Source organism: Clostridium carboxidivorans P7, from assembly GCF_001038625.1.
Lineage (GTDB): Bacteria > Bacillota > Clostridia > Clostridiales > Clostridiaceae > Clostridium_AM > Clostridium_AM carboxidivorans.
Map to the genome: position 1 here is coordinate 350,734 of NZ_CP011803.1, position 16,348 is coordinate 367,081.

General features: G+C 30.2%; 10 protein-coding genes and 1 other annotated feature. Of the genes, 9 read left to right on the forward strand and 1 reads right to left on the reverse strand.

Annotated features, from left to right (window positions below; genetic code table 11):
• Position 1 precedes the first annotated feature (1 nt).
• Positions 2–167 (reverse strand) — a binding site (T-box leader).
• A 170-nt stretch (positions 168–337) separates the two neighbouring features.
• Together Ccar_RS01655 and Ccar_RS01660 are read left to right on the forward strand one after the other, a co-directional pair.
• On the forward strand, positions 338–1,237 hold the full coding sequence (locus Ccar_RS01655; RefSeq protein ID WP_007059807.1) for a fumarylacetoacetate hydrolase family protein: 900 nt from the start codon (positions 338–340) through the stop codon (positions 1,235–1,237).
• Positions 1,238–1,310: 73 nt separating this feature from the next.
• A complete protein-coding gene (locus tag Ccar_RS01660) occupies positions 1,311–2,681 on the forward strand; it encodes a D-serine ammonia-lyase (protein ID WP_007059806.1) in 1,371 nt (456 codons plus the stop codon).
• Between the two features lie 48 nt (positions 2,682–2,729).
• Here Ccar_RS01660 and Ccar_RS01665 read toward each other — a convergent pair whose 3' ends face one another.
• A complete protein-coding gene (locus tag Ccar_RS01665) occupies positions 2,730–3,017 on the reverse strand; it encodes a hypothetical protein (RefSeq protein WP_007059805.1) in 288 nt (95 codons plus the stop codon).
• A 330-nt stretch (positions 3,018–3,347) separates the two neighbouring features.
• Here Ccar_RS01665 and pfkB point away from each other — a divergent pair, with 330 nt between their 5' ends.
• From pfkB to Ccar_RS01700, 7 genes are all read left to right on the forward strand, one after another.
• The gene (pfkB, locus tag Ccar_RS01670; protein WP_007059804.1) at positions 3,348–4,259 is read left to right on the forward strand and encodes a 1-phosphofructokinase; all 912 of its coding nucleotides are present in this window, start codon (positions 3,348–3,350) and stop codon (positions 4,257–4,259) included.
• Between the two features lie 135 nt (positions 4,260–4,394).
• Positions 4,395–6,278, forward strand: a complete 1,884-nt coding sequence (locus Ccar_RS01675; RefSeq protein ID WP_007064470.1) for a PTS fructose transporter subunit IIABC — start codon at positions 4,395–4,397, stop codon at positions 6,276–6,278.
• 209 nt (positions 6,279–6,487) lie between these two features.
• A complete protein-coding gene (locus Ccar_RS01680; RefSeq protein WP_479723269.1) occupies positions 6,488–7,396 on the forward strand; it encodes an NUDIX hydrolase in 909 nt (302 codons plus the stop codon).
• Between the two features lie 16 nt (positions 7,397–7,412).
• Positions 7,413–7,961, forward strand: a complete 549-nt coding sequence (locus Ccar_RS01685) for an NADAR family protein (RefSeq protein WP_035774366.1) — start codon at positions 7,413–7,415, stop codon at positions 7,959–7,961.
• A 397-nt stretch (positions 7,962–8,358) separates the two neighbouring features.
• A complete protein-coding gene (locus Ccar_RS01690; RefSeq protein ID WP_007064467.1) occupies positions 8,359–9,156 on the forward strand; it encodes a ribose-phosphate diphosphokinase in 798 nt (265 codons plus the stop codon).
• 14 nt (positions 9,157–9,170) lie between these two features.
• Positions 9,171–10,640, forward strand: coding sequence for a nicotinate phosphoribosyltransferase (locus tag Ccar_RS01695; protein WP_007059797.1), 1,470 nt, complete (start codon positions 9,171–9,173; stop codon positions 10,638–10,640).
• Between the two features lie 156 nt (positions 10,641–10,796).
• Positions 10,797–16,346: a DNRLRE domain-containing protein gene (locus tag Ccar_RS01700; RefSeq protein WP_423230840.1), complete on the forward strand. Its 5,550-nt coding sequence runs from the start codon at positions 10,797–10,799 to the stop codon at positions 16,344–16,346.
• The last annotated feature ends 2 nt before the right edge of the window (positions 16,347–16,348 follow it).

The following is a 16,348-nucleotide window of genomic DNA, read 5'->3' on the forward strand; positions in this document are numbered from 1 at the left end:
CTTAAGGGACGAAAATCATTTCCGCGGTTCCACCCTTTTTGGCATAAGCCCTGCTTTATCAGTTATCACTCCAAAGTTCCCTTCATAATAAATCCTTAGTTGTTTACAGCAAATACAACCTCTCTTTAAAGAAATTTAATATTACTCGTCTTTATCATAGCGACTTATAAAATTGTTTAAAGCTATTGTAACATAATTTGAGATATTGTCAATAAAAATATTTTAATTTTTATTTTCTGACAATAAATTTATGAGCTTTATGGAAATTTATTATTTAAAATATTATAATAATATAAACGATTTGTGAAGGACAAGTAAATATTTGGGAGGTATAATAATGAAATTTGTAACATATGAGTTTGAAGGAAAAGAAAGTATAGGAATTATGAGAGGAGATAAGATAGTTTCCATAGAAGATATTGCAAACTGTATGTCATGGGAAGAACCAAAAAATATGGTTGAATTAATAGAGAAATATACCGAAGATATGCTAGATAAAGTGGAAAATATTCTTGAAAAAAGAGGAGATTTTAAATTATTATCCTTAGATGATGTAAAAATAAAAGCTCCTATACCTTATCCTAAAAGAAATGTTTTGTGTTTGGGGAAAAATTATGTTGAGCATGCAAGGGAAATAAAAATAACTAGAATTGCAGGTACTGGAATACCTGAAGAACCTATATATTTTACAAAAGTGGCATCACCAGCTATAGGACATGAAGATGAAATAAAGTTTTCATATGAAGTAACAAAACAAGTTGATTATGAAGTTGAACTTGCAATTATAATAGGAAAAGACGGAATAAATATCAAAAAAGAAGACGCTGAAGACTATATTTTTGGATATACTATAGTTAATGATGTATCTGCTAGAGATTTGCAGGGTAAGCATAAACAATGGTTTAAGGGTAAGAGTTTGGATACTTTTTGTCCTATGGGACCTTGTATAGTACATAAAAAGGATATTCCATTTCCTGTAGAATTAAATATTAAATGCAGCGTTAATGGAGAATTAAGGCAGAATTCAAATACTAAAAATCTAATATTTGATATTCCGTATATTATAAGTGATTTATCAAAAGGAATGACATTAAAAGCAGGAGATATTATATGTACTGGTACTCCAAGTGGTGTAGGACTGGGATTTGAACCTATAAAAGTATTAAAAGATGGTGATACAGTAGAGTGTTCCATTGAGAAAATAGGGGAATTAGTTAATAAGGTGAAGGTTATTTAAAATTCTGTTGTATATTAACAAAACTAGAAAACATTTTATGGTCAATACCTTATAAAAGAAAGAAGGGTGTTACATGGAAAGTAAAATAATTCAAGGAAAAAGCATAAGGGAATGGAAAAAACAATATCCTTTAATGAACAAAATCATTTCAACTGAAGAAGTGTTTTGGACAAATTCGAAATATGGAAAGTTTGAGGATGCCATAAAAAAGGTTTCTTTGACAGAAGAAGATGTGAAAGATGCAGAGGAAAGGCTAAAAAGATTTGCTCCCTATATAGCTAAAGTTTTTCCAGAAACACAAAAAACAAATGGAATTATCGAATCCCCTGTTGTCAAGATTCCTAATATGCAAAGAAAAATTGAGGAAATGTTTAATAAAGAAGTTTTAGGAGAATTATTACTAAAATGTGATAGCCATCTTGCTATTTCAGGATCAATTAAAGCAAGAGGTGGTATTTATGAAGTATTAAAGCATGCAGAAGATTTAGCTATTGAAAATAATATGCTAACGATAGAAGAGGATTATTCAATTTTAGATAGTGATAAGTTTAGAAAATTTTTTTCTAAGAATTCTATTGCAGTTGGATCAACTGGAAATCTAGGTCTTAGCATAGGAATAATGAGTGCTCAACTAGGATTTAAGGTATATGTTCATATGTCAGCTGATGCAAAACAATGGAAAAAAGATCTACTTAGAAGCAAAGGCGTTACAGTAGTTGAATATGCTTCAGACTACAGTAAAGCAGTAGAAGAAGGTAGAAAACAAGCAGAAGCAGACCCGAATATGTATTTTGTTGATGATGAAAATTCAACTAACTTATTCTTAGGATATGCAGTTGCAGCTTATAGATTGAAAAAGCAATTAGAAGAAATTAACGTAGTTGTAGATGAAGAGCATCCTTTATTTGTTTATCTTCCATGTGGAGTTGGTGGTGGGCCAGGTGGAGTTGCTTTTGGCTTAAAATTAGTATTTAAGGATAATGTACACTGCTTCTTTGCTGAACCAACACATTCTCCATGTATGCTTATAGGATTAATGACAGATATGCATGATAAAGTATGTGTTCAAGATTTTGGAATAGACAATATTACAGCTGCAGATGGACTTGCGGTGGGGAGGGCTTCCGGTTTTGTAGGAAAAACATTAAAAAACTTAATTAGTGGAGCTTATACAGCAAAAGATGAGAAATTATATGTACTTTTAAGTACATTAATAGATTCAGAAAATATTTATCTAGAACCTTCTGCGCTAGCAGGAATACCTGGGTGCATTGAACTATTTAAAGATGAAGCGGGAAAAAAGTATATAGAAAATAATAATTTGAAAGATAAAATGAAAAATGCTTCACATATTGCGTGGGCTACAGGAGGAAGTATGGTTCCAAAGGATGTAATGGAAACTTACTATAAAAAGGGAAAAGAGCTATCATCTCATAAAATATAATCAAATCTTTTATTGAAAATCAAAGACCGTGTTTGAAAATACGGTCTTTTAATTTGAATAAACGTCTATTTTTCTCAAGTCAATTTCAAAACCAACCCAATTAGAACCATCCCACCTAAAGCCGCCAAGGTGAGATCCTGATATATATGAAATCCAGCACCAAAATTCACTCCCATCCCTGAGCCACATGTATATATGTTTGAACATAAGAGGCTTTAGCACATTTCCATGAACGTTTAAACCAGTTAAATCAATATTATTAATACCTTTAGATTTCACAGGAATGAAATTTGGCGGTGCACTGCTTGGGGGAGGTGAAATAAAATTTCCAATCATATCACCTACAGGTGAATTACATTGATAACCTCAACGTGAAATTGGCATAAGATTCAAGTTTACACCATTCATAAAATTATCTCCTTTAATATAAATTTTTAACTTATAAAGTTTTATAAGTTCGATTAGTATGAGTTGAAAAATTCTGATTATAATATCAGTTTATGAGTTAAACTAAAAAAAGCTCTTATCTATGTAAAATTACCGTTGATGATTGATTATGACTGAAACTTAAAAATAAATGATTATTTTTAAATAAAAATGATTGTTTTTCAAAAAATTTTATATTATAATGTCTACATAGATGTTAAAAAAGGTGGTGGGTAACAAATGATATGTACAGTAACTTTTAATCCATCTATAGACTATGTCATTAAAGTAGATGATTTTAAACCAGCAGCAGTAAACAGAGTGAATAGTGAAAATAAATATCCTGGTGGAAAAGGTATAAATGTATCAAGAGTTTTAAATAATTTTGGTATAAAAAATAAAGCTTTAGGCTTTATAGGAGGTTTCACAGGAGACTTTATAAAAAATTCATTACAAAATCAAGGTGTTTATACTGATTTTATAGAGGTTGCTGGAGACACGAGAATAAATGTAAAACTTAAATCTAAAGAAGAAACAGAGATAAACGGAGCTGGACCTATTATAAAACAAGAAGACTTAAATAAGTTGTTTGAAAAAATAGAAGCTTTAAACTCTGATGATTATTTAGTGCTTGCAGGTAATGTGCAAAAGTCACTGCCAGCTAATGTATATTCATTAATTCAAGAAAAATGTTTAGGTAAAAAAGTTAAAGTAGTAGTGGATACTACTGGAGAAGCTTTAACTTCAACATTGAAATATAAACCATTTTTAATAAAACCCAATAATCACGAATTAGGTGAAATATTTGGAGTGGAAATTGAAACTAGAGAAGAAATTATAAAGTATGCACAAAAGCTTAGAGATATGGGGGCAGAAAACATAATTATATCTATGGCATCAAAGGGAGCATTACTTTTATGTGATGAAGGTGTATATCAAGCATCAGCACCTAAGGGCACTGTAAAAAATTCAGTAGGTGCAGGAGATTCAATGATAGCAGGTTTCTTAGCAAGTTATTCTCAAAACTTAAATTTAGTTGAAGCTTTAAAATATGGGGCAGCATCAGGAAGCGCCACAGCATTTTCTATGGATTTATGTAAAAAGCAAGAAGTAGAAGCTTTGCTAAAGGAAATAATTATAACAAAAATATAAAATGATTTTTAATTTCTAAGTAAATTGTTAAATGCCATTTAGGCATTTAACAATTCTGGTAATTGAATAAAAATATGCACAGCATTTTAAAAGTGAATGATGAAAACCTTTAAATAAGAAGAGGGAGGAAAACATATGAAAATAACAGAGTTATTAAAAAAAGATACTATAATTTTAGACTTAAATTCTAGTACAAAATCTGAAGTAATCGATGAATTAGTAAATAAATTAAGCTATGCAGGAAAGTTAAATGATAAAGCAGAATACAAAAAAGCAATATTAGCAAGAGAAGAACAATTTTCTACAGGGATAGGTGACGGTATAGCAATCCCTCATGCTAAGACTTCAGCTGTTAAAGTTCCAGCATTATGTTTTGGAAGATCAAAACAAGGCATAGACTATGAATCTTTGGACGGAAGTGATGCACACATATTCTTTATGATAGCAGCTAGTGAAGGAGCACATAATGATCATTTAGATACTTTATCTAGATTGTCAAGTTTGCTTATGAATGAAGATTTTAGAAAAAAACTTATGGAAGCAAGTTCAGAAGATGAAATTTTAACTCTAATTGATAATCAAGAAAAAGAATATTTAAAAGAACAAGAACCAAAAAAAGAAGAAAGTAATACTAAAGCAGAAGGATTTATATTAGCGGTAACAGCTTGTCCAACAGGCATAGCGCATACTTACATGGCAGCAGATTCTTTAAAGAATAAAGCAAAAGAAATGGGTGTTGACATTAAAGTAGAAACCAATGGTTCTACAGGTGTGAAGAATAGATTAACAGAAGATGAAATTGAGAGAGCAGATGCTATAATAGTTGCTGCAGATAAGCAAGTAGAAATGGCTAGATTTGAAGGCAAGAAGGTAATTCAAGTTCCTGTAGTACAGGGAATAAAGAAACCAGAAGAACTTATAAACAGGGGATTAAATGGAGATGCTCCAGTATATCATCATAGTGGAAGCAATGAAGGTTCATCTTCTAAAAATGAAAGAACAGGCTTTTACAAACATCTTATGAATGGTGTTTCAAACATGCTGCCTTTTGTTGTAGGCGGTGGTATATTAATTGCTATATCCTTTATGTTTGGAATTAAAGCTTTCGATCCAAAAGATCCAACCTTTAGTCCAATAGCAAAATTGTTAATGGACATTGGTGGAGGTGCAGGAGCATTCTCACTAATGATACCTGTACTTGCCGGATTCATAGGTATGAGTATAGCTGACAGACCAGGATTTGCTCCAGCAATGGTTGGTGGTTTACTTGCTAATACTTCTGGTGCTGGATTCCTAGGTGGATTAATTGCAGGTTTCCTTGGTGGTTATGTAGTAGTATTACTAAAAAAAGTATTTGCTGGACTTCCACAGTCTTTAGAAGGCATAAAACCAGTACTTTTATATCCTTTATTTGGAATATTCATTACTGGTGCAATAATGTTACTTGTTATAGCAAGCCCTGTTAAAGCAATTAATACAGGACTTACAGCATGGTTAGGTTCTATGGGTACAACTAATAAAGTTATTCTTGGATTAGTTTTAGGTGGAATGATGGCTGTTGATATGGGTGGTCCAATAAATAAAGCAGCATATACATTTGGGTTGGCAATGATAAGTGCAAATAATTTTTATCCACACGCTGCTATCATGGCAGGTGGTATGGTTCCACCACTTGGAATTGCTATTGCAACTACTATATTTAGAAATAAATTTACAGAACAAGAAAGAGATGCAGGTAAAACTTGTTATGTAATGGGATTAAGTTTTATAACAGAAGGTGCAATACCTTTTGCAGCAGCAGATCCAGGTAGAGTATTACCTGCAGCGATTATAGGTTCAGCAGTTGCTGGTGCTCTTAGTATGATGTTCAATATAGGACTGCCAGCTCCACATGGTGGAATATTTGTAATTGCTATAGTTAAAGGAAGTCCTTTATTATATGCTTTAGCAATATTAATCGGATCAGCGATAACAGCAGTATTACTTGGAATTTTGAAAAAACCAGTGGAAGAAAAATAATAGAAAAGATATTTTAAAAATTGCAGCTAATTTTCATCATAAATGATGAGAATTAGCTGCAATTTTAATTTTTAGAGGATAACTGACAGAGGACAGTGAAGGTGAGTTTTCTTCCTTATTTATGCAAAATGTATTGACAAAAATAACAATAAAGTATATCCTGTTATAAATAGTATGATAATATCAAAAAGGTAAAAAGCAAACTTGAGGTGATAAGGTTGGAAGAGATAAATATTAAAAATAAACAAGGACTAACTGAAGAAGAATTTTTAGAACAATATGATGATAGCATATATCAAAAACCATCTTTTACTGTGGATATGTTGATTTTTACAGTGATGGATGAAGAAAAAGAAAATTACAGAAAGCTTCCAGAAAAGTCTTTAAAAATTCTTTTAGTAAAGAGAGGAGATCATCCATGTATTGGTAAGTGGGCACTGCCTGGTGGTTTTGTAGATGTTAATGAAAGTTTAGACGAAGCGGCTTTACGTGTATTAAGAGCTGAAACCAATATTGATGATATTTATATGGAGCAGTTATATACTTGGGGAGAAGTTAATAGAGATCCTAGGACTAGAGTAATAAGTTCTTCTTATATGGCACTTGTGGACAGCAGTTCATTAAGTATTAAAGCTGGTAGGGATGAAGAGGATGCAGCTTGGTTTAATGTTAGATATAATTTACTTCAAGAAAAAAAGGAAGTAGTGGAAAAAGGATATATTTACGAACAGATAGTACAAATAAAACTTTGGAATGAAAATGAGGAATTGTCTGCTAAGATAAAAGTTATAGAAAATCCAGATGGTAAAGTAAGTAGAGAAATTATAGGATCTGAGGGAATTGCATTCGATCATGATAAGTTTATTGAATATGCTATTAGCAGATTAAGAAATAAAATTGAATATACAAGTTTAGCTTTTAATCTTATGCCAGAATTATTTACGTTAACGGAACTTCAGAAGGTTTATGAAGTTATACAAGGAAAAGAACTTTTAGCGGCTGCCTTTAGAAGAAAAGTAGCAAACATGGTTATTGAAACAAATCAGTTTACAAAAGATGCTGGGCATAGACCTTCAAAATTGTTCAGATACAATTCAGGTTGGAAAAGAAACATATAAAGGGGAATTTATAAAAATGAAATACACAATTGATAATTTAAAACAGGACTTTCAAAAGGGGAAAAGAATTAAATATTTATTTTTTTGGGGACATCAGCCTTCTAGAGATGGCGGTATTACAAAAACTTGTTTAAGCCAGTGGTGGAAAGCAAATTTTGTTATTGATGGATATACTTATTGCTGTATGGAGCAGTATATGATGGCAGAAAAAGCTAGACTTTTTAAAGATAATGAAACTTTGGATGAAATAATGAAGAGTAGTCAGCCTAAACAGATAAAGACTTTAGGTAGAAAGGTGAAAAACTTTGATGAAGAATTGTGGATAAAATCACGATATTCTATCATAGTTAAAGGCAATTATGCAAAGTTTACTCAAAACGAAAATCTTAAAGAATTTTTAATTCAAACAAAAGATAGAGTTTTGGTAGAAGCAAGTCCATATGATAGAATTTGGGGAATAGGTATGTCTAAGGACGATCCTAATATAGAAAACCCTTTGTATTGGAAAGGATCAAATCTTTTAGGATTTGCTTTAATGGAAGTTAGAGATAAAATTCTTTCATAAGGTGTTTTTAGTTAAATAATAGTTGATAATATATATGTATGTAATAAAATAAAAAAATAGATTTCATTAAAATGAAGTTAAAGATGTATTTTAAGCTGTGGAAATGACCACAGCTTTTTTTGATGAATAAACAAAAATTTTCGCCTTACAGACATTAATGTTTGTGAGGCATATTTTTTACAATAAAAATTCCAAATATCTATTGACATTTGGAAAAATAAGATGTATCATCATATTAACAAATTGATATTAACAATATGTTAATATCAATTTGTTAATAGAATACATAGCAAATATATTTGGTATTTTTGCAAATATGTTTGTTTTTAGAAGAATTATAAAATTTTTAGGAAGAATAATAAAAAAGGATATTTTTTATTTTAGAGGAGGTTCAAAAATGATTTATTTTAACGGTGAGAAAGTAGAATTTAAAAAATTCCCTAATGGTGAAGCTATGATCCATAGTGAAAATTTAAAATTAAGAATAAATAATAATGAAATAAAAGTTAAGTTTGAAAATGATGAAGATATAACTCATTTAATATTTTTAAAAGGACACTTAGATGAATTAAAAGTAAAATGTAGTTTAATACTTCCATATATGCCTTACAGCAGAATGGATAGAACTGAAGGAATAATGATTTTTACTTTAAAGTATTTGTGTAAATTGATTAATAGTTTAAATTTTGAAAGTGTTACAATTTATGAGCCACATTCAGATGTATCTGCTGCATTATTAGATAGAGTTAAGGTAGTGAATATGTCAAAAATCCTAACTGAACATTTATTAAAAAAGTTGAACAATGGAAAAGAAGATGTTTACTTAGTTTATCCAGATGCAGGTGCAGCAAAGAGGTATGGAAAAGATATAAGTTATGAAAAAATTTTAACTGCAAATAAAGAAAGAGATTTTAAAACAGGATTTATAAAGAAATTAGACATTAATGGCAGCGTAAAAAGTAAAAATTTTAAAGCCATTATAGTAGATGATTTATGTTCAAAAGGAGGGACTTTTATGTTAGCTGCTTCCAGATTAAAGGAAATGGGAGCAGGGGAAATATACTTGGCAGTTACTCATCTTGAAGATACAGTTTTCCAAGGTGATCTGTTAAAAAATGATTTGATAAAAGCTATATATACAACCAACAGCATTTTAAGTAAAGAACATGAAAAAATTAATGTGTATGAAATTTAAGGGGGAAGTTTATAATGATAAATCCATTTTTATTAACAGATTTTTATAAAACAATTCATCACATGTGTTATGCAAAGGGAATGACTAAATTAGTAAGTTATTGGACTCCAAGAATGTCTAGAAAAGAAAATATGAATAAAGTTGTTATGTTTGGCTTGCAGTCTTTTATAAAGAAGTATTTAATTGAATATTTTAATGAAAACTTTTTTAATAAGGACAAGGAAACTGTAGTTTTAGAGTATAAAAGAATTATTTCTAAAACCATGGGGGAAATGGCAGCTGATACAAAACATATTGAAGCTCTTCATGATTTAGGATATTTGCCAATACAAATTAAAGCTGTAGAGGAAGGATTAAGAGTAAATATTAAAACTCCAATGATTGAAATTACTAATACACATAAGGACTTTCCATGGCTTGTAAACTATTTAGAAACGATTATGAGCTGCAATATATGGCAGCCAATGACTAGTGCAACTATTGCATATAGATATAGAGAAATAGTGGAAAAATATTTTAATCTCACTGTGGAAAATGGAAATGTAAAAAATGCTTGCGGCGATTTTAGTATGAGAGGCTTTAGTTCTGTGGAAAGTGCTGAGTTTAGTGGTGCAGCACATTTACTTTCATTTGTAGGAACGGCAACAATACCTGCTATTAGCTATTTAGAGAAATATTATAATTGCAATGTAGAGGAAGAATTAGTTGGACTTGGAACACCTTCTACAGAGCACAGTGTAATGTGCAGCTATGGAGAAGATGAATTTCAGGCATACAAAAGGTTGATAACAGAAGTATTTCCAAGTGGAGTTTTGAGCATAGTATCTGATACCTATGATTACTGGAATGTTATAACGCATATACTTCCAAAATTAAAAGAAGATATTATAAATAGAGATGGAAAGATTGTTATTAGAGGAGATAGTGGAGATCCAGTAAAAATAATTTGTGGAGATAAAGAAGCTGAAAAGGGCAGTAATGAATATAAGGGAACTGTTGAATTGCTGTGGGATATATTCGGCGGAGAAATTAACTCAAAGGGATATAAAGTTTTAAATAGCAAAATAGGTACAATTTATGGGGATAGTATAACTGTTCAAAGATGCGAAGAGATTTGTAAAGGGTTAGAGGAAAAAGGCTTTGCAGTAAGTAATTGTGTATTTGGTATAGGATCATATACCTATCAGTACAATACTAGAGATACTTTTGGATTTGCATTAAAGGCTACTCATGCAGTAATAGATGGTAAAGAAAAGTTCATCTTTAAAGCTCCAAAAACAGATAAAGATAATTTTAAAAAGTCACAAAAAGGAATGTGTTATGTGTATAGAGATGGACAAGATATTTTGTATAAGGATGAATTGACAATAGAAGAGCAGGAAAAATGTAAGGATAATTTATTACAAGTTGTGTTTAAAGATGGTAAATTGATAAAAGACTATTCATTATCAGAAATAAGAAACAAGCTCTATAAAAGCTTTTAAGCAGAAAATTCGAATTTTTATCCCAAATGTATGAAAGCAACATATTATGTACTACGATTTAATAGATTTAATCAGACTTAAATTTAATGAAGTGAAACTTGATTTAGACGCAGTTTGAACTTCAGAGCAAGCTTTGTAAAATGTTAAATTTGGGAGATGATAATTTTGTTAGAAATACTTTTCCCTATAGAAGATACTTGTATAAGTAAGTATAATGCAAAAGTTAATTTTGGAAAATCAGATTCTTTATTAATTGGAAGTTCTTCATCAGGAAATGATTATTATAAAACTCTTTTAAAGTTTGATATTTCTTCAATATTTTCAAAGGTAAGTATTTCAAGAGTATTACTAAGATTATATGTTTATAAAAAGGATAAAACAGGTACTCAAGAAGTAAGTGCATATAAGCTAATTCAGAATTTTAATGAAATGGAAGTTAACTGGAACAATCAGCCTTCCCATGAGGAATTAGGTTCAAGTTCCATTATAAGTGATGGTAATTTAAATGGATATTTTGATATAGATGTTACATCTATTGTTAACCAGTGGCTAAATGATAAAAATGAAGTTGTTCATGGAATAGAAGTAATAGCATCTCAAAGCGCTTCATCTTTTATATGGTTCAGGAGTAGAGAATATACAGAGGAATATATGTGGCCTAGACTTATTGTAGAGTATGATGATTCCAAACTAGTTACTGATAGTAAACAGGATGGAGATGTGTTAATAGAAAGCAGTAATTTATATCAGCTTGGTAATAATTTTTCAGCAGCTTATAAAGTAAAAAAAGTAGGAACGAAAGAAACTCTAGCTGTTTTGGAAATAAGTGATGATGGTTTTGTATGGTTTTCAGAAAAGGCTGTAGAAGTTGTTAATGGAGAGTGTAAAGTAATTGCTACTTCATCTTCGAGAAAATATGACAGAATATCATTAGTAATTATAAAAGAACCTGAATTATTCTTGCCTACAGGAAGTCCTGTTATGGCACAAAGCAATATTATAAATGAGAATTCTGCAGCCTTAAATTATACTTCTAATGATGTTAATATACCAGTGGATGAAAGTGGACAAATTATGATAAATAAAACTGGAACTGCGAATATAAGTGTAAATACTAGAGCGGTAATGTATTCTCCAAATATATCTTTTAATGTAGTTGGTCAGGTTAAAGATGATGAAGAATTATCTAATGCATTAGATGATGCTTCTATAACTAATATTAATATTCCAGCAGGTGATTTTACTATATTTAACCATAATATTGATGTTTCAAGAAATATCAATATTTCAGGAATGGTTGATAAACAGGGTAAGCCTATTACTAATTTAATTTTATCTGATATGTATATGTATATTTTAACTTTAGAAAATATAAAGGTTGAATTGAAAAATTTAAACATTATAGGGTTGACACCAAATGCAGAGGGTATTAATTTTGAAGGACAATTCTTATTAAATTGCTCAATAAATTTAAAAAATGTGCACATGATGAATTTTAATACTGCACTTAATTTTGGAAATTTATCTAATATAGATATTTCAGAATGTGAATTTACAAATAATAATGAAGCTTTAGTATTTGATGATGTTATAAATTGTAGAGTAACTAAAACTAAATTTAAAGATAACAGTGAGGCTTCTGTTACAATTGAAAACTACTGCAGCAGTATGGATATAAGTGCAGAATTTGAAAATTCACCTAATAACGATTTTATAGGTATTTCAATAATTTGCAGCTATTCTTCACCTGAAAATATAAATATTACAGGCAGCAGCTTTACAGGTTTTGATTTGCATAAACGTGTAGTATATGATAATGTTCCTGACTTACCGGAGTATTATGTAATATATGGTGTTTCTACAGAAAATGAGTTAAGAGATGTACTCACAAATTGGACAGAAATAGGTACTGTTAATATTCTACAAAGTGTATTAGATATATCCACTACAATAGAAATAAAAAGACCTGTTATATTAAGTGGAATATCCAGAGAAATCAAGATATCAGCAGCTTCTAATATAAGCAATTTAAGCTTTGCACCTTACAGCGCAGTTATTGCAGCAGACAGCAGCAATGTAACAATCCAAAATTTAACTGTAGATGGAAATAACTTTGCACAAAATGGTATATATGTTCACGGAGATAGCTGCAGTATTTATAACAATATAATTAGAAATATAGTAAGACCTGAAGGCAAAGCAGCTTGTGGTGATGGTATAATAGCGTACAAGGAAGGAACTACATCACTACCTTCATCTATTAACACTTTAAATGCAGCTTCAAATACTATAATGAATACAGCAAGACATGGTATATTTGTAGAAGCCTTCAATACTGAAACTAAACAATTGTTTGTGTCAACTAATATTAATGTTACAAATAATGTAGTAGATAATGTATGGAATAACCCACTTACTCCAATAGAAACACAGGAATCAAATGGTATATTTAGTGCAGCAGTAGAACTTCAAGGCCTTGAAAAATCTACTACTGAATTTAAAGATAATTTGATATCTAATGTAAAAAATAATCTAAAGAGAAGTTATATATACTTTAGCGATACCAATGAAACCCAAATAGATGGAGTGCTTAAAAGCCACAATGCTAATTTAAGTTCTATAAAAATAGCAACTTATCCAATAGCTTTAAATAAAGCTTTAATAACAGATACCAATCCTAATGGTGCTGTTTTAGAGGTAGGTGCTCAGACTACAACAGGTATTAGTATGACACAAGAAGAACCTAACGCAGCTGCAGCACTGGAAGTAGTAAGAAATGGAGAAACTACTGTAATTGATAAAATACTATGGGATTCCTATGATTTCAATATTAATGATGTAATTTCGGTTAAATGCACATCTCAAGATAAAGTAGTAACTAATGTATATAAGATAACAATAGTTCAAAAGACATTACAACCTATTACTGTAAGTGATGAGCAGCAATTGAGAGCTGCACTTTTAAATGATTCTATAGGTCATATAACTTTATTAAATGATATAACACTAACTAGTGCTCTTTCTATAAATAAATATATTATTTTGGATAGTGAAGGAAATAATAAATTCACTTTAACAACTCCCAATACAGGTAATGATATAACATTTGGTAATGGTGCTGATGAAAATGTACTCAGAAGCTTAATTATAGATGGAGAGTTGGTTATAGATATAGGAGAACACGGAAGTATGACAATTGAAAAGGTGGATGTCAGTGGTGAAACAAAAATACTCTCAGGATCTACCAATAGTATTAATTTAAATGGCGTAAAGACAGACATAGTTCAAATTTCCTGTAATGCAAGAGTGGCAGTAAAGCCATGTTCTGCTTCTGCAGCTCAACCATCTATACCAAGTGACATTGTAAGAATTAATATGAATGCCCAAGAAAAACAAGCAGCGCCGCCACCAACACTTCAAGTGGCTAATTCAAAAGTTAAAGAGGTGAATGTAAGAACACCACGAGCAGTAGTTGCAGTTAATCCTGAAGCAAAAGTTGAAAGAATATCAGTAGAAGCACCTAAAGCAAATATTCAAGTAGCTGCAAAAGAAAAGGTTAAAACAGTTCAAGTTAATGCACAGGATACAACTTTGACTTTATCTGATGAAGCAAGTGTTGAAACTTTAAATCTAAATGCTAATAATCTAAATATTAGTGGAAAAAACATTGATAATATGAATATAGGAAGCGGAGTTACAGATATAAGCACTATTCATGTAGAAGGTTATGAGCAAACTAATACTGATACAGCTAAAGCAGGTAATTCTTCAGCAGTGGTATTTGCACTAACTCAAAATAACATTAAAAATATTATATTAGATGGAGTTTTTGAAGGTATAGCTATAAGTGGTAAAAGTATAACTAATATAAGTGGTGCTGTAGATGATAGAGAAGTTTCAGTAGATGATATTAAAGTATTAAAATATAGTTTACTTGTATATTCTATAGCTAAGATTAACCTATTACCAGGAGAATATGTATATGATGAAGCTTTAGAAATAAATAGACCTATAATTTTACAAGGAACGTCTAACGCTTCATTAAAGTCTAAAATAGAAAAGTCAGGAACAGCTATTAATATATTATCAAATAATGCAGCAGTTACAGAACTTCAAATTGATAATTGGGATATAGGAGTTAAATGCAATGAGAATTCATATAGTATAGATATTGCAGGCTGCGAATTTACAAATAATAATCAGGCTATAGTACTTCATGATGTTAGAAATGCTAGAATAATTGAAAATAAACTAAAATATAATATTCAAGCTTGTGTAGTAATTATTGGTGAATGTTCTAATATAATTATAAATTCACAATTTGAGCACTCTCTTGTAAATGGGACTAAAGGTATTTCAATAATTGGAGAGAATAATTCAATACCTAGGCGTATAAATATTACAGGCAGTGAATTTATAGATTTTGCACCAAACAAACGTATAGTATACACTGATATTTCTGATTTACCAGACAATCATGTGATTTATGATGTTTCTACAGAAGATAGTTTAAGAACTATATTAAGGGAGTGGCCAGAAGTAGGTATTATCAATATTCTATCGGATATAGAAAATATATCTAATCCAATAGAAATATTAAGACCAGTTATATTAGGTCACAATCCTTTAGTAGAATTAGTACAAGAAAATAAACAAATAACTGCAGGCAGTGATATAAGTAAGATAAGCTTTGCTGATTATAGTGCAGTCATTGGCATTAAGAGTAACGATGTAGTCATTGTAAATTTAACTGTAGATGGAAAAGGATATGCAGAAAACGGTATATATGTTTGGGGAGATAATTGTGGCATTTATGGCAATACAATTAAAAATATAGTAAGACCTAATTCAAAAGCAGCTTGTGGTTCAGGTATAACAGTTTATAAATCAGGAGATACAGATTCACCTGTATCTATTAATAGACTAAATATAATGGATAATAATATAAGTAACACGGCAAGACAGGGTATATTTGTAGGAACTTATAATACTACAACTAAACAATTCTTTATGTCAAATAATATTAGTGTCATATATAATACAGTAGATAACGTCTGGAATAACCCACTTACGCCAATAGAAATAAGTGAACCAAATGGAATGTTTAGTGCAGCAATAGAACTTCAAGGGGTTGAGCAATCAACTACAGCATTAGAAAACAATAGTATATCTAATGTAGGAAACAATTTAAAACAAAGCTATATATATTTCATTGATACTGATAAAACTCAAATAGATGGAGTACTGGAAAGTCACAAGGCTGACTTAAATTCTATAAAAATATCAAGCTATGATATAGACTTAAGTAAAGCTTTAGTAACGGGTTCAAATCCTAATGGAGTAAATTTAGAAAAGTGTATTGGTGAAACATTAACAGGTATATCTATAGGATTAGGTGAAGAGAAAGAGACTATAGTAGTAAAAGTAAATGATATAACGCTTAGTTCAGACAAATGGACATCAAATGTTTTCAATGTCGATGATAAGATTGTAGTTGAATCTAAATCTCAGGATACTGTAGTGATAAAGGTATACAAGATAACAATAAAATTAAAACAATCTTTTGTACAGAATGAGGCAGAATTAAGGAATGCTCTTCAAGATAATTGTGTAAAACAGATAATTTTAGAAAAGGGAATAACATTAACAAACTCACTTGATATAAATAGAAATATTATTTTAGATAGCAGTGGAACTGGTAGATAAGC

Excerpts from the sequence above, each read along its gene's own strand:
- Ccar_RS01655 (WP_007059807.1), top strand. The coding sequence starts at position 338 with ATGAAATTTGTAACATATGAGTTTGAAGGAAAAGAAAGTATAGGAATT.
- Ccar_RS01660 (WP_007059806.1), top strand. The coding sequence starts at position 1,311 with ATGGAAAGTAAAATAATTCAAGGAAAAAGCATAAGGGAATGGAAAAAA.
- Ccar_RS01665 (WP_007059805.1), bottom strand. The coding sequence starts at position 3,017 with ATGATTGGAAATTTTATTTCACCTCCCCCAAGCAGTGCACCGCCAAAT.
- pfkB (WP_007059804.1), top strand. The coding sequence starts at position 3,348 with ATGATATGTACAGTAACTTTTAATCCATCTATAGACTATGTCATTAAA.
- Ccar_RS01675 (WP_007064470.1), top strand. The coding sequence starts at position 4,395 with ATGAAAATAACAGAGTTATTAAAAAAAGATACTATAATTTTAGACTTA.
- Ccar_RS01685 (WP_035774366.1), top strand. The coding sequence starts at position 7,413 with ATGAAATACACAATTGATAATTTAAAACAGGACTTTCAAAAGGGGAAA.
- Ccar_RS01690 (WP_007064467.1), top strand. The coding sequence starts at position 8,359 with ATGATTTATTTTAACGGTGAGAAAGTAGAATTTAAAAAATTCCCTAAT.
- Ccar_RS01695 (WP_007059797.1), top strand. The coding sequence starts at position 9,171 with ATGATAAATCCATTTTTATTAACAGATTTTTATAAAACAATTCATCAC.
- Ccar_RS01700 (WP_423230840.1), top strand. The coding sequence starts at position 10,797 with ATGATAATTTTGTTAGAAATACTTTTCCCTATAGAAGATACTTGTATA.